Below are 13717 nucleotides of genomic sequence, written 5' to 3' on the forward strand. Positions count from 1 at the left end.
GGGCAAAAGTTAGTTATGCTATAGCTTCAAAAATGGTTATGGGTAACACATGAATCTGTCTCAAATTGAAGCGTTTTGTAGCGTCGCGGAGTTAGGCTCTGTCTCTGAAGCGGCGCGCCATCTAGATTGCAACCGCACCAAGCTCAGTATGTCGATAAAATCGCTGGAAAAAGAGTTAGATATTGAGCTTTTTACCCGTTCAGGCAATCAACTCACTCTTTCCGAAGCGGGTAAAGCCATCTTTAAAGACTGCGAGAATTTATTGTTTACGTCGCAGCGAATTAAGCAAACCTGTGAGCAAGTCTCTGGTGTCTTTAATGCCGAGATGTGGATCGCAAGAGACGATTCACTACCCGATGAAGTCTGGCAAGAATACTCACATCAACTAAGTAAACGCTACCCATCTACCTCGTTCAACATCGTTCTTGCTTCTAGTGGAGACTTGGAAAATTTAGTCGAAACACGCCAGGTTGATTTCGCTTTTGGTGTTGATTATGAACGCATCGATAGCCCCAAAATCACCTACAACCCTCTGGGAAAAATTCGCATGATGTCGGTGTGTCGCGCCGATCATCCACTGACTCGTATGCGGCGAGTTTCGGACGAAGATTTGCGCTCTCAGATGCAAGCCTTGATGGTCTATCTCAACGAGAAAGACAACCCCGAGCTGCGTCCTTTTTCACTGCGTCACATCGGTTTTTCCTGCTTTGACTACATGATGAACATGATTTTGCAAGAGAACGCATGGGGCGTATTACCCGAACCATTGATTCGTCAATACCTGCGCGAGCAGAAATTAGCGGTCATCAAACATACCTACGGTTTGACGCAAGAGGATTACTGTATGTTCACCCCAAGTGGCATGTCGGAGCACCCGGCGATGAGCTGGCTGGCGGACAGAATCAACGATTATTTATTCGATTTCTAGCCAACACAGACTTTCGCCTCAGTGAGCGTCAAATTTACTGACAGCAAATTTCAATCGCAATTCATTGTAAAATAAGAAATTATCTAAAAAACCCCTTTCAGTCATATTTCTTTCATCCACTTTTCATTTGTAAAAAAGTCCAGCCCGCTAAACAATATCAGAGTGTTTAGCCATTGGACTATTTTATGTGTGACAGGACAACAAAGAACGAAAATCGAATCCTGACTTTCTCAGCCCTTGCTGCATCAGGGTTTGCTATCAGCGGACTGGTACTTGGCTTGTTCGCAGGTTCTTTGGTCATCATGTTCGATGGGATCTATTCGCTGGTCAGCTTACTGTTAACATTATTGTCGCTGGCTGCTTCCTACTACATCAGCAAGCCTTCCAAAAACCTTTTTCCGTTTGGTAAAGCGGTGCTAGAGCCGATTGTGATTGCGATTAAAGCAATCGTGATTTTGCTTGTGGTGGCTTATTCACTCTACTCAGCAGTAACCGATTTGTTTAACGGTGGCCGTGAAGTTGATGCGTCGGTGGCGATCTTCTTCGAAACCTCTTGTGTGATCGGCTGCGCGTATGTGTGGTGGTTTATCGTTAAAAAAAGCCGTCAGTTCTCGTCTGGTCTGATTGAGGCTGAAGTGAAACAATGGCAGATGGATGCGCTGCTCAGTGCAGTGGTCTCGATTGGTTTTGTGATGTCTTGGGCGGTGACTTATACCCCATACGCCGAGTTCGCTGCCTATGCTGACCCAGTGATGATGTTGGCGATGTCGTTTTACTTTATCAAAGTACCGCTTGGTATGCTGAAAGATGCGTTGCGAGAGCTGATGATGATGTCACCAGACGAAGATCTGTGTAAACGCGTAGGCAGCGACATCGAATTTATTGAACAGCAAACCTCACAGCATCTTGAGCTGGCAGGGGTAACAAAAGTAGGCCAAGAGCTGCGCGTCAACGTCGACTTGCATGTCAAAAATCAAACCTTAGCCTTGGCAGAGCTAGAAAATACCCGTAACAAGTTACGCGACCAGCTTTCTAAACATCCGTTTAAGTTGCAACTCAATCTCAACATTGCTCATTAATCGCTCATTAAATTTGCCAAACGCCGCGTCATGCGGCGTTTTTCTTGCGCGTTACCCACCAGCAGCCGAGTGAACCCAGTGTCACCATAAATACGCCCTGCCAAAATGCCCCCGGTAGGCTAACCCCAAGAATGAACGACGAAAGAAATGAAGAGAGTACAGGGGTGAAATACGACATAGTGGCCAAAAACACCATATTGCCGCCAACGATAGCCACATTCCACAGTGCATAGCCTCCCGCCATCAGCCCCGCAGCCAATAGCAGATTGACACTACTTCCCAAGGTAAAATGCAACGGTTCGGCATCAGTGAGAAAATACTTCACCCATAGGGCCGCTGCAGTGGCGATGAAAAAAAGCGTAATCGCACTGTGCTTGGATTGCTGTCGCTGGGTAATATTGCAATAAACGGCCCAAATGATTGCGCCAACAAACGCCATGGCAAACACCAGAGGATTAGCCATAACGTTTTGCGCAATCATGCTTGGTGACAAGCCCTGATCGCCGCCCACCGTCCAAGCCACCCCTATAAAGGCAAGCAAAACGGCAGGATACAATAGCCAATTCGGCTTTTTCTCACTCCCCCAGACAGCAAAGAGCACAGTCAATGCTGGCCATAAATAGTTGACGATAGAAACTTGGATAGATTGCATGCGGCTGTCGGCAAAACCCAATGACAAAGCGAGTAAAATTTCGTAGCTGACAAACAGTGCGCCGCCAATCAGCAAATAACGCCAAGAAAAATTGCGCAGCTTGGGCACGCCTAAAACCAACACTAACAGCAGTGAGCTCACGGTGTAGAGCAATGCGGCGCCGCCGACCGCACCAAATGATTCCGCCACCATACGTGTCATGGCGAGCAAACAGCTCCAAAACAAAATCGCCAGCAAGCCAAACAAGGTGTATTTATTGGTCATCGTTCTTTTTCCAGTGTGATCTTAAACGCAGCATGAATCAGCAAAGCAGACAGCTTACTGCAAAAATGACCTACTTCAATACCATCTTGATGTTATGTGGCTATAAAGCAGCAAGGAATGATCAGTCGGAGACGTTATGAAGCGATTTATGCCATCCAGTGTCATGCTCACACCTTTTGTGGTGCGCGTTTACCCAGAAAATGAACAAGAGGAAGAAGGCGAAGCAGCATCCCCACCAGTCTCGCAACAAGAAGTCGACTCTGCACCTACCCCCTGCGTGGAGTAAGTGCACAAAACTGGCCAAACTTTGCTTCATCGCCAACAGAATTGGCTAGAGTAAAGGGAACAACGATCAACCACAGGATAGAGAAAATGAAGAAAGTTGCGGTGATTCTCAGTGGCGCAGGCGTTTTTGATGGCAGCGAGTTGCATGAAGCGGTTCTTGCGTTGCACGCGATAGAAAAGGCGGGAGCGAGCTGGCATTGCTTTGCCCCAAATATTGAACAGTTGCACGTACTTAACCATAAAACAGGGGAAGAGATGGATGAGACGCGCAATGTGTTGGTCGAAGCAGCACGTATTGCGCGCGGTCAGATTGAAGATGTCGCGCAACTGCGCGCAGAGGCGTTTGATGCTTTGTTACTGCCCGGAGGCTTTGGCGCAGCGAAAAATCTCACTGATTTTGCGGTCAAGGGAGCGGAATGCAGTATCAATGCCGATGTTGCCCATGCTTGTCGCACATTCGCGCAACTAGGCAAACCCGCCGGTTACTTGTGCATCGCGCCAATCATTATCCCGATGATCTACCCGCATGGAGTAGAAGGCACGATAGGCAACGACGAAGCCACTGCCGCCGCGTTCAACCAGTTAGGTGGTGTACACATCAATTGCACGGTGAATCAAGTGCACTTTGATGCCAAACATAAGGTGCTATCAACGCCCGCCTATATGCTGGCAAATTCGATTTCCGAAGCAGCCAGTGGGATAGAAAAACTGGTGGAACAACTGGTCGAGATCGCGTAATTTCGCTCAGTTTTATCATTAGCCGAAATCCATAAAATACCTCTCATTGTTGAGAGGTGTTTTTTTACCGACCTACACAACTATATAAATTATAAGTATTTTATCAGTTATTATTGAGAAAACGATTGCCTTCAAACATGAAGAAATTTAATTGAAACATCAATAGTGTCACCTTTTTTATGTGCAACAAGATCCCCTTCACACTTCCCTATCATCATGGGGGAATTCCCTCCCCCAACTTGTCTGAGATCAAGTTTTTTCCACCTTCGTCTGTGACAGAGTAGCGACGTAAACCGATAACAACTAATTACGGAGCAATTCCAATGACGAGTGCATTTTTTATCCCTACGATCAACCTTATGGGCGCGGGCTGTTTAAAAGACGCCGCTGATAACATTCAAGCGCAAGGTTTCACTAAGGGTTTAATCGTCACTGACAAAATCCTCAATCAAATTGGCGTGGTTAAACAGGTACAAGATCTGCTGACGGCGCGTTCTGTCGAAACCGTGGTTTTTGATGGCACTCAGCCAAACCCAACCATCAGCAACGTCAACCAAGGCTTGGCGCTACTTAAAGAGAACCAATGTGATTTCGTCATCTCTTTAGGCGGTGGTTCACCACACGACTGCGCGAAAGGCATCGCTTTAGTTGCAGCCAACGGCGGCGTAATTGGCGATTACGAGGGAGTTGATAAATCAGCCAAACCGATGCTGCCCCTGATTGCGATCAACACCACCGCAGGTACTGCCTCCGAGATGACCCGCTTTTGCATCATCACTGATGAAGAGCGTCACATTAAGATGGCGATTGTCGATAAGCACACCACGCCGCTGATTTCGGTGAACGATCCTGAGTTGATGCTGGCGAAACCCGCATCGCTGACAGCGGCCACAGGCATGGACGCGCTAACCCACGCGATCGAAGCTTATGTCTCAATCGCAGCCACCCCCATCACCGACGCCGTCGCTATCAAAGCGATCGAGCTGATCCAAGCCTACCTGCGCAAAGCCGTTGCTCACGGCGACGACATTGAAGCACGTGAACAAATGGCCTACGCACAATTTATGGCGGGCATGGCATTTAACAACGCATCATTAGGCTATGTACATGCGATGGCGCACCAGCTCGGTGGTTTCTACGACCTACCACACGGCGTTTGTAATGCCATTTTACTTCCGCACGTTCAGCGCTATAACGCGCAGATTTGCCCAGAGCGTCTTCGAGACGTAGCAAAAGCGATGGGAGTGAATGTGGAAGGCATGAGCGCAGAGCAAGGCGCGAATGCAGCGATTGAGGCGATTGTCGCTCTGGCCAACGATGTTGGCATTCCTGCGGGTATTCGTGAGCTGGGCGCGAAACTGGAAGACATTCCCACTTTGGCGGATAACGCGCTGAAAGACGCTTGCGGCTTTACCAACCCGAAACAAGCCACGCACGCAGAGATCTCGGCCATTTTCGAAGCCGCCATGTAATCCCGCTGGCTATCATTAACGTGTTATAAGCAAAGCCAAAGGCCGAAGGTGTCACTTTCGGCCTTTTTGCTCTGTCCGGTAACTTCGACACATTTGTTCACCTTTCGCCCATGTGACATTTTCGCTTCCTGACATACACTTGATTCATTACTTACTCATCACGCCGGATGGCGTAACGTAAATGCCTATGCCAACAACAAGGAAAGTCGATGAACAAAAGTCATGCGCTCGGCTGGCTCGCCAGCTTAATCATTTGGGTCTGCTCTCCCACTCTTTATGCTGCCAACCTCAAAGCGACAAAGATTGCCAGCGGCTACCACATTCCTTGGGGCATCACTTTTGTCGACAGCGCTTATGCGGTGATTAACGAGAAAAATGGCCACATCTCGCTGCTGGATGTAACCAAGGGCAAGAAAACGCCCCTCTATACGCTTTCCAACGTCAATGATGCAGGGCAAGGCGGTTTGATGGACGTCGCGCTCTCCCCTGTCTCGCGTCAAATGCTCTACTTCACTTTCAGCAAAGACGTCGACAACGGCACCACTGTCGTGCTGGCCAGCGCAAAACTGAGCAACAAGATTCTCTCTGATTGGCAAGAGCTGTTTGTCGCCGATGCCTCCTCTACTACGGGCAGGCACTTTGGCAGTCGCATCACCTTTGATCAGCAAAATCGACTTTACTTTTCGATTGGCGATCGCGGTGAAAGAGATAATGGGCAGAATCCAGCCAACCACGCCGCGGCGATTTTACGGCTCAATCTGGATGGCAGCGTGCCAAACGACAATCCTTTCTTACTGGATGATACGGTAAGAAACGAGATTTGGAGTTACGGCCATCGTAATCCGCAAGGGCTGTTTTTTGACTCACAGACAGCGCAACTGTGGTCGGTAGAGCACGGGCCACGTGGCGGTGACGAAATCAATCTGATTCAACCCGGGAAAAACTATGGCTGGGCAAAAACCTCGCACGGCAAAGAGTATTGGGGGCCGATGCGTGTCGGCGAAGCGGAAACCTTACCCAATATCGAAACGCCTAAACTGGTTTACGTCCCTTCCATCGCCCCAAGCAGTTTGCTGCTCTATCGAGGAGAGCGCTATCCAAGCTTAAATGGCAAACTGCTTATCGGCGCGTTAAAGCTGACCCACATTAACGTGGTCAGCATAAAAAACGGTCAGCTTGCAGAAACTGACCGTTTATTTACCCATCTCAACGAGCGTATCCGAGCTATCAGCGTAAGCCCGGACGATTTTCTCTATTTCACCACCGATAACGGCAACGTGTATCGGATCGAGCCTTAAGCGAGCGACACACTCACCTTGTGCTGATCGAAGTCAATCGTCATGGTGCTGCCTAGTGGCACTGTCAGCATAGGGTGAGTATGACAACTGTCAAAGTCATACAAAATGGGGACTTTCTGCCCATTGAGCACCTCTTTTAGCACATCAATCGACGCTCGCCCGGTGCCTTTGTCATTAAACAGCTCATGCTTGCCTAAGACCACAGCCGCCACTTTATCAAATACACCTAGGATCTTAAGGTGAGCAAACGAACGCTCAACTACTTCAATACCGTGGAGGCTGTCTTCAATCAGCAAAATATCACCTTGTTGGATAGCTGGCATGTATGGTGTGCCCCAAATTCCACCCATGGTATTGAGATTGCCGCCAATCACCCGACCTGTGATCTTACCTTGCCCAAGAAAATGCCACGCATTAGGCCGCATCTCTTTGGCTCTTGATTGAGTCTCCCAAGGCAAATATTCATCCGTCCACTGCGCTGGCATCACGTACTCCTGCTGTAAATTTTCCAGCGATTGAACAATGTCTGCAAACGACGTATAGGTTTCGTCAACCAGAGGCGAAAACTCCCCCATCGACGCCACCAGCGCGGGGCCATAGAAGGTAATCAAACCCGTTTGTGTATAGATCCCCATTAACAGCGCGGTGACATCCGAATAACCAACAATAATTTTCGGGTCGTTACGCAGCGCTTGATAGTCGATGTAAGGCAACAAAGCATTGCTGTTGTTACCACCGATAGTCGACATAATACAGCGCACCTCAGGGTCGCGGATCAGCGCGTTGAGCTCCTCGGCGCGCGCTTGAATGGAGCCAGAACGATAACTGTCACTCTCTCCGGTCAGCTCGCCCGCTTTCAGGGTGTAGCCTTTGCCCTGCAAATACGTTTTGGCACGAGCGAAACGCTCAGGAGCAAACACCGTCGCAGGAGATGACGGAGAAAAGAAGCCAATGGTATCGCCCACTTTGAGCGAAGCTGGAATGATCATCGAATCCTCTCTTTATTGAGCAAGTAGCCAATCAAATATTGCACGTAACTGTTCGTCTGCAACGCTTTGCAAGCGATCGCCAACGTACCACTCAACAACTGACTGGTTAGGATGCTGCGCAATTTGCGGATGCCCCAACCAGATGCCTTGTTCTTCTGCCAACTTGTCGCGCAGTTCCAGCGCTTTCTCATAACCAAACGGCAAGATAAGATGCAGCATGTTGCTTTGCGGCTTTGAAGGGTTGACGGCTAATTGCGGGTAGGCATTGATTAACTGATAAATTTGCTCCGTGCGGGCAAACAAAGCAGGCATGTTAGCCAGACGCTGCTCAAACTGCATCGCAGCCGACACCACATAAGGGGTGCGATGGTAAACATTGCCACCTTGACGTTTCATCCACATCGACGCCAGTTCGATAAAACGGCGATCGCCTAACAGCAGAGAACCCCCCAGACCATTCACCCCTTTGTAAAGGGAAACGTAAGCCGTATTGAACCCTTGGGCGATTTCCTGATAGCTCTTCTGATAATACGCTGCGCACTCCCACAGGCGCGCGCCATCCATGTGCAGGTGAATATCGCGATGTTCGCATTCGGCTTTGACTTCATTTAGCTCATCCCAGCTCAAAAGCTGACCGCCAAGCTCCCGCATTGGCAACTCGTATAGCGCCGCTGAAATCTCATCTGGCCATGCATCCAGATCGGCCGCTTTCCAAGGACGAAACATATCGCCGAGCGGCAGGATGTGAAAACGGTTTTGCAACTGATAGCCTTGACGTTCGAATCGGTAAATATGACTCGATTCATGCATCGCCACGGTTTTGTTGCGTTTTTGCTGACAGACCAGATCCAGCACCGTCGCTTGCGTCATGGTCCCGCTGATAACAAATAAGCCAGCCTCAAAGCCGAGTAAATCAGCCACTTGCTGCTGAAATGCTTCAATCAGCTCACCATCGCCATAGTGATCGTGTTTTACATTGTGCTTTTCACACCATTGCGCCATGGCGGCAAACTGCTCCGCCGGCGTGGCTTCATGATTGCCAGATAAAATGGTGTGGCAAAGTTCACGTAAATCCTTTTTCATCAAAGTATTCCTTGTGATTTTCGAGACGGAACCAACTTATCTGCGCACAAAGCGCATGTAAAGAGATAAACTAGATTGAAAAGACAAAAGTGATAGCGAGAGCAAATGGAACCAATTACATTAGAAATCAATCAAATACGAGCGGTTGTTTTTGATTTGGATAACACCTTAGTCACCTCGTCACTGGATTTTGTCTCCATGCGCCAAGCACTTGGTTGCCCCGAACAGGAAGATTTGCTCAGTTTTGTTGATAAGCTACCCGATGCGGCGCAGCGGGCACATGCTCAGCACATCATCTTGCAGCATGAGATGGCCGATGCGCAAAGCTCAACCCCATTACCGGGTTGTCACGCTTTACTGGCTTTTATCAAACAAAGAGCGTGGCGCTGCGCGATTGTCACCCGCAACTGTCTGGCAGCCAGTGAACTCAAACTGGCGCACAATGACATCGAAGTGGAAAAGCTGATCACCCGGGAACATTGCGCGCCTAAACCCGATCCCGAAGCGCTGCTGCAATTGGCCGACGAATGGCAGTTACGACACCATCAGGTGCTGTATGTCGGTGATTATCTGTATGATTTACAAGCCGCAAACAATGCCAATATGCCATCTTGCTTGGTGAGTAATGCGCGGGAAAAGCCGTACGCCAACCAGGCCTCCATCACTGTGGCCCGGTTGGATGATTTGCTCAGCTATTTGCAAACGGCGCTAACAGCCAGCGCAGGTTAGGCAAGCGCCATCGCCAGTAGGCTAATAGGGTGAATGGTCTCAAGCTGGGTATTCTCTTCAATTTGCCATTTACAGGTTTCGCAATCGGTAATGGCAAAATCCGCCTCCGATTGTTTGATGGTCTCGAATAGGTGCGCGCCGATTTTCATCGAGGTCTGATAGTTCTCCTCTTTAAAGCCATAGGTGCCTGCCAAACCACAACATTCGCTATCTAGCACCACCAGCTCTAATCCGGGGATCATGCGCAACAGTTCAAGGGTAAACATCACATTTCCGCTGCGCTCTAGGTGGCATGGGGTGTGGTAAACCACTTTCTTGTTGATTGGTTTCATCGCGGGCGCATAGCCGCTCATAAATGCTTTGAGCAGAAAACGGGTAATGTACTCGATGCGTTGTACCACGTGCTCATTGTTAACGCCCAACACATGCGGGTACTCTTGTTGCAACGTAAATGAGCAGGTCGAAGAGGTGGAAACCACCGTGTGATCTTGCGAAACGGCTTGCTCGATCATCTCGATATTGAGCGTGGCGTTTTTACGCGCTTTTTCATGAAAACCATTGGCAATCAAAGGCACACCGCAGCATTTTTCCTTTTTCAACAATTGCACGCCATAGCCCATGGCATTGAGTACTTTGACTAAATCTTTGCCCAACTGCGGATGGTTATAGTTGACATAACAGCCGTGGAAATAGCTCACTTGGCGCGCAAACTGCGCTTGCGTTTTTGCCTGCTTCTTGTACCACTGACGAAACGTGCCGTGAGAGTATTTCGGCAACTGCTTGTGCTTATCGACGCCAATGGTTTTGTGCATCAAGCTTTTTATCGGTTTCAGTTCGGTGATCTTGTTGACAATCGGCGCGACCGGCGTTGCCAGCGAGCCAAACAGATCGGTATGGCTTAAGACAAAATCGCGCATCAGCTTAGGGCTGACACTTTTCTGACCAAACTTACCCCTCGCCACGGCGATAATATCACCAATTTTTACCCCCGACGGGCAGGCCGTTTCACAGCGTTTGCAGTTGGTACACAGTTTCAGCAACTCATCGTAATAGTGCGGATTTTTCAAGCGCAGACGTTCGCCGTCTGGCCCGGATTGTTTTGGCCCTGGATATTCAGGGTTCGCTTTCGCCACCGGACAATACACAGTACACACGGTGCATTTAATGCACTGGTCAAAGCTGGTGTTCACAGGGGCATGTTTGGCAAAAGTATTCATCATAATACGCACTCCTCCTGCGTTTGAACCTCGCAGTGCAAAACGGCATGCTGCGCGGCGGCCAGCGCGGTCGAGATAGCGACGCCGCCTCCCGAGCCTTCAAACACCGGATCGTACCCCGCCAAGACAGAGCCGCAGCAGTAGAGGTTCTGACAAAGCGCACTCTGCAAATAAGGGCGGAACGTACCATCGGTTTTGACGCCAAACGCCATAAATGGATGACCGATGGGGCTAAAGAATTTCTCTGCGCGCCAAGTGCTACGCGCCGAGTTTGACACCATCTCCAAACCAAAAATCGGTTCCACGATCTCGCTGAGATTGGCTTTAAGCCCTTGGCTAAAGTAGCTGCCAGAAGCCAAAATAAACGCCTTGGCATGCAGCGCCATATCACCCAAATTGCGTGTGTAAATTGCTTTTAACTGCTGTTCTGAATGCCATTCGCCGCGAGTCACTTGATCGCCCTTAAGTAGCGTCCCGCCCGCTTGGACAAAACGTTTGTGCAGCGCTTCTTCGATACGAATACCAAGCAGCGAAGGGGGCATGGTCGGCACTTCATGAAAGTGCAAACGGGTTTCGCGGCGCAATTTCTCCAACAACACCAGACCGTCACCGTTCCCCATGATGGCAGGCATGATCAACAGATCGTCTGGTGTCGCCCCTTTCATCAGTTGGTGACACAAACTGTTAAACGCCTGCGGCTGCTTGAGTAAACGGGCAATGTCTATTGAGCGCAGCTCATTGGGATTGCGCCGCAGTTGCTCACATCCGGGGATGGTGACGCTGATTTCCTCCACCGCGCACTGGGCGAAATCGCGCTGTTTGCGCAGGTTATCTTTGGCAAGCAACGGCTGGAAGTCACGATAACCATCAACCGAGACCAGCAGCAGCCGTTTAAATGGCAGCCTCTGACGGTGACGATAGACAAACGGCTGTGAAAGCCAAGTCGCTTTTAAAGTGCCCAGTGGCGTAATGCGAAAGTGGTTATGTTCATCTTCTTCGCTCTGCAGTGGGATCCCTTGCTGTGCTAAAGCGGTTTGAAACCAACGCAGTGCGCGGCGCACACTTTGCGAGCTCAGTTTTGCGTAAGGGTGAGCAGGAAAACGCTCAGCAAATTGCTCGATAGCGTGAAAAGGCGCACTTACATCCTCACCCGCAGGCGTTTTACCGAGCACATCAATCGAGCCGGAGGAAAAATGCAGCGCGCTCTGTCCTTGGCTGATTAACACCACTTTTTTACCTTGTTCTAACGCGTGCAATGCGGCGCTGTAACCCGCGATACCACCACCAATAACCGCAATATCGTAATTTAACATGAGTGGTTCTCCTCATTTTGCCGCTGTGCGGTGTCGCCGTTTTCCACATTCGGTAGTTCACTGGCACCAAACAGGCCTTCGTAAATCCAGTAGCTGAACTCCGCCTCTCGCAGCGCATCGCCCCAGAAAATTGGCTTAATGCCTTTCCAGCGCTCTTCAAGAAACTCGGCCAGTAGATGAGCACTGGCCGTGCCATCGACGTTGCCATACTGGCTAAATAGACTCGCGGCACGGTAGCTGCACAGCTCACCCTGACAAGGGCCCATGCCAAGACGCGTGCGCCGACGCAAGTCGACTAAATTACTCACATCGAGCTGCTTGATCGCGTACTCAATCTCGCCTTGAGTGACCATTTCGCATTCGCAGATCACCGTTTGGCTGGCACTGTCTTGCTGCAAAAATTGCTCAGCCCGTTCGCCGTGGCGGTAAATTGCTGATTCATAAACGGGTTTGACGATACTGGCGGTTTTCTTGGCGGGTTTGGGCGCGTCGTTAGACCCCGGCAATGGGCGCAGGTGGGTTTCACACGCGCGATCCACACCGAGTTTTTTTGCCAGCAAATCGGTTGCCCACTCCGCCATCAGACGGTAAGTCATCAACTTACCGCCGGTGATGGTGGTTAAGCCTTTCAGACCATCTCGCTGCTGGTGATCCAGCAAAACAATGCCGCGACTGATGTTGCGACCACTGCCGTCATCATCAACAGAAACCAATGGCCGCACTCCGGCATAAGCACGCAATACCCGCGTGTTGGCCATGATAGGCGCCAGCTTCGCCCCTTCACGCAACAGAACATCGACTTCCTGCTCGGTCACGTGCAAGTCATCAATTTGTGCATAGTCGATGTGTTGTGAGGTGGTGCCGATCAGCGAAATGGTGTCACCGGGCACTAAGATGTCGGCATCCGACGGCTTACGGCAACGGTTGATCACCAAGTTGTTGATGCGGTAATCCAGAATGAGCAATGAACCTTTGGCCGGAAACATCTTGATGTTGAGATCCGCGTATTCGCAGATATTTTGTCCCCAAATCCCCGCCGCATTGATCACTTCTCGCGCATAAATATCAAACGCTTGGCCAGTTTGCGTATGCAGGCAGTGCACCCCTCGCACTTGATCGCCCTCGCGGATGAGGCCAACGACCAAGGTGTGATTAAAAATGCGTCCGCCATGCTCTTTGGCGTCTAACACATTCGAAGCACAAAGACGAAATGGATCGAGCGTGCCGTCCGGAACCTGTACAGCCCCGAGCAACTGCGGGTTGACATTGGGCTCAAGCGCCAGCGCCTCTTTGGGCGTGAGGACCGCGGTTTCAATACCAGCGTTTTGACACTGAGAGACAAAAGTATACTGAAATGAGAGCTCGTCTTCGGGCAAAGTGATAAACAACCCACTGGTGTTTTCCACACAGTGGCGGGCTACCCTTTTGAGGATTTTGTTCTCTTGAATACACTCTCGGGCCGATTCCTCATCCGTGACCGCGTAACGAGCACCAGAATGGAGCAAGCCATGATTGCGGCCAGAGGTGCCGGAGGCGATATCATCTTTTTCCAATAAGATGCAGGCGATTCCCCGTAGCGCGCAATCGCGCATAATCCCCGTCCCCGTGGCTCCACCGCCAATGATCACTACGTCCGTTTCAAAATGAGCGGAAGCTTTCATCGCTTTCTT

General features: G+C 50.0%; 13 protein-coding genes. 7 read left to right on the top strand and 6 right to left on the bottom strand.

Annotated features, from left to right (window positions below; genetic code table 11):
- Positions 1–49 precede the first annotated feature (49 nt).
- Positions 50–928, top strand: coding sequence for a LysR family transcriptional regulator (locus EWA64_RS19960; protein ID WP_061894488.1), 879 nt, complete (start codon positions 50–52; stop codon positions 926–928).
- Between the two features lie 185 nt (positions 929–1113).
- Entirely contained in the window at positions 1114–2007 is an 894-nt protein-coding gene (locus EWA64_RS19965; protein ID WP_061894487.1) for a cation diffusion facilitator family transporter, read from the top strand.
- Positions 2008–2035: 28 nt separating this feature from the next.
- Here EWA64_RS19965 and yddG read toward each other — a convergent pair whose 3' ends face one another.
- A complete protein-coding gene (yddG, locus tag EWA64_RS19970) occupies positions 2036–2923 on the bottom strand; it encodes an aromatic amino acid DMT transporter YddG (protein WP_061894486.1) in 888 nt (295 codons plus the stop codon).
- Between the two features lie 136 nt (positions 2924–3059).
- Here yddG and EWA64_RS19975 point away from each other — a divergent pair, with 136 nt between their 5' ends.
- The 4 genes from EWA64_RS19975 to EWA64_RS19990 all read left to right on the top strand — a co-directional run bounded on the left by EWA64_RS19975 (position 3060) and on the right by EWA64_RS19990 (position 6716).
- Positions 3060–3209 (top strand): hypothetical protein, encoded by a 150-nt coding sequence (locus EWA64_RS19975; RefSeq protein WP_170320331.1) that lies wholly within the window; start codon positions 3060–3062, stop codon positions 3207–3209.
- An 86-nt stretch (positions 3210–3295) separates the two neighbouring features.
- Positions 3296–3946 carry an isoprenoid biosynthesis glyoxalase ElbB gene (elbB, locus tag EWA64_RS19980; RefSeq protein WP_061894485.1) on the top strand — a complete coding sequence of 217 codons (651 nt, stop codon included), beginning with the start codon at positions 3296–3298 and terminating at the stop codon, positions 3944–3946.
- 323 nt (positions 3947–4269) lie between these two features.
- Positions 4270–5418 carry an L-threonine dehydrogenase gene (yiaY, locus tag EWA64_RS19985; protein WP_061894484.1) on the top strand — a complete coding sequence of 383 codons (1149 nt, stop codon included), beginning with the start codon at positions 4270–4272 and terminating at the stop codon, positions 5416–5418.
- 209 nt (positions 5419–5627) lie between these two features.
- On the top strand, positions 5628–6716 hold the full coding sequence (locus tag EWA64_RS19990; protein ID WP_061894483.1) for a PQQ-dependent sugar dehydrogenase: 1089 nt from the start codon (positions 5628–5630) through the stop codon (positions 6714–6716).
- On the opposite strand, the gene EWA64_RS19995 is transcribed toward EWA64_RS19990, so the two are convergent.
- The gene (locus tag EWA64_RS19995) at positions 6713–7705 is read right to left on the bottom strand and encodes a S66 family peptidase (RefSeq protein WP_061894482.1); all 993 of its coding nucleotides are present in this window, start codon (positions 7703–7705) and stop codon (positions 6713–6715) included. The genes EWA64_RS19990 and EWA64_RS19995 overlap by 4 nt on opposite strands.
- A 12-nt stretch (positions 7706–7717) precedes the next feature.
- Positions 7718–8788, bottom strand: coding sequence for a threonine aldolase family protein (locus tag EWA64_RS20000; protein ID WP_061894481.1), 1071 nt, complete (start codon positions 8786–8788; stop codon positions 7718–7720).
- Between the two features lie 105 nt (positions 8789–8893).
- On the opposite strand from EWA64_RS20000, the gene EWA64_RS20005 reads away from it, so the two are divergent.
- Positions 8894–9517, top strand: a complete 624-nt coding sequence (locus EWA64_RS20005; RefSeq protein WP_061894480.1) for an HAD family hydrolase — start codon at positions 8894–8896, stop codon at positions 9515–9517.
- On the opposite strand, the gene glpC is transcribed toward EWA64_RS20005, so the two are convergent.
- Genes glpC through glpA form a run of 3 tightly spaced genes read right to left on the bottom strand, consistent with a single transcriptional unit; the run spans position 9514 to position 13708 of the window.
- Positions 9514–10737 carry an anaerobic glycerol-3-phosphate dehydrogenase subunit GlpC gene (gene glpC / locus EWA64_RS20010; RefSeq protein WP_061894479.1) on the bottom strand — a complete coding sequence of 408 codons (1224 nt, stop codon included), beginning with the start codon at positions 10735–10737 and terminating at the stop codon, positions 9514–9516. The genes EWA64_RS20005 and glpC overlap by 4 nt on opposite strands.
- Positions 10734–12047 (bottom strand): glycerol-3-phosphate dehydrogenase subunit GlpB, encoded by a 1314-nt coding sequence (glpB, locus tag EWA64_RS20015; RefSeq protein ID WP_061894478.1) that lies wholly within the window; start codon positions 12045–12047, stop codon positions 10734–10736. Before glpB ends, glpC begins: the two co-directional genes overlap by 4 nt.
- Positions 12041–13708, bottom strand: a complete 1668-nt coding sequence (glpA, locus tag EWA64_RS20020; RefSeq protein ID WP_061894477.1) for an anaerobic glycerol-3-phosphate dehydrogenase subunit A — start codon at positions 13706–13708, stop codon at positions 12041–12043. Before glpA ends, glpB begins: the two co-directional genes overlap by 7 nt.
- Between the last annotated feature and the right edge of the window lie 9 nt (positions 13709–13717).

Source organism: Vibrio cidicii, assembly GCF_009665415.1.
GTDB lineage: Bacteria > Pseudomonadota > Gammaproteobacteria > Enterobacterales > Vibrionaceae > Vibrio > Vibrio cidicii.

What these genes read in the sequence shown, in the direction of transcription:
- EWA64_RS19960 (WP_061894488.1), top strand. Translation starts at nt 50, where the DNA reads ATGAATCTGTCTCAAATTGAAGCGTTTTGTAGCGTCGCGGAGTTAGGC.
- EWA64_RS19965 (WP_061894487.1), top strand. Translation starts at nt 1,114, where the DNA reads ATGTGTGACAGGACAACAAAGAACGAAAATCGAATCCTGACTTTCTCA.
- EWA64_RS19990 (WP_061894483.1), top strand. Translation starts at nt 5,628, where the DNA reads ATGAACAAAAGTCATGCGCTCGGCTGGCTCGCCAGCTTAATCATTTGG.
- glpA (WP_061894477.1), bottom strand. Translation starts at nt 13,708, where the DNA reads ATGAAAGCTTCCGCTCATTTTGAAACGGACGTAGTGATCATTGGCGGT.
- yiaY (WP_061894484.1), top strand. Translation starts at nt 4,270, where the DNA reads ATGACGAGTGCATTTTTTATCCCTACGATCAACCTTATGGGCGCGGGC.
- EWA64_RS19995 (WP_061894482.1), bottom strand. Translation starts at nt 7,705, where the DNA reads ATGATCATTCCAGCTTCGCTCAAAGTGGGCGATACCATTGGCTTCTTT.
- elbB (WP_061894485.1), top strand. Translation starts at nt 3,296, where the DNA reads ATGAAGAAAGTTGCGGTGATTCTCAGTGGCGCAGGCGTTTTTGATGGC.
- EWA64_RS20000 (WP_061894481.1), bottom strand. Translation starts at nt 8,788, where the DNA reads ATGAAAAAGGATTTACGTGAACTTTGCCACACCATTTTATCTGGCAAT.
- EWA64_RS20005 (WP_061894480.1), top strand. Translation starts at nt 8,894, where the DNA reads ATGGAACCAATTACATTAGAAATCAATCAAATACGAGCGGTTGTTTTT.
- glpC (WP_061894479.1), bottom strand. Translation starts at nt 10,737, where the DNA reads ATGATGAATACTTTTGCCAAACATGCCCCTGTGAACACCAGCTTTGAC.
- EWA64_RS19975 (WP_170320331.1), top strand. Translation starts at nt 3,060, where the DNA reads ATGAAGCGATTTATGCCATCCAGTGTCATGCTCACACCTTTTGTGGTG.
- yddG (WP_061894486.1), bottom strand. Translation starts at nt 2,923, where the DNA reads ATGACCAATAAATACACCTTGTTTGGCTTGCTGGCGATTTTGTTTTGG.
- glpB (WP_061894478.1), bottom strand. Translation starts at nt 12,047, where the DNA reads ATGTTAAATTACGATATTGCGGTTATTGGTGGTGGTATCGCGGGTTAC.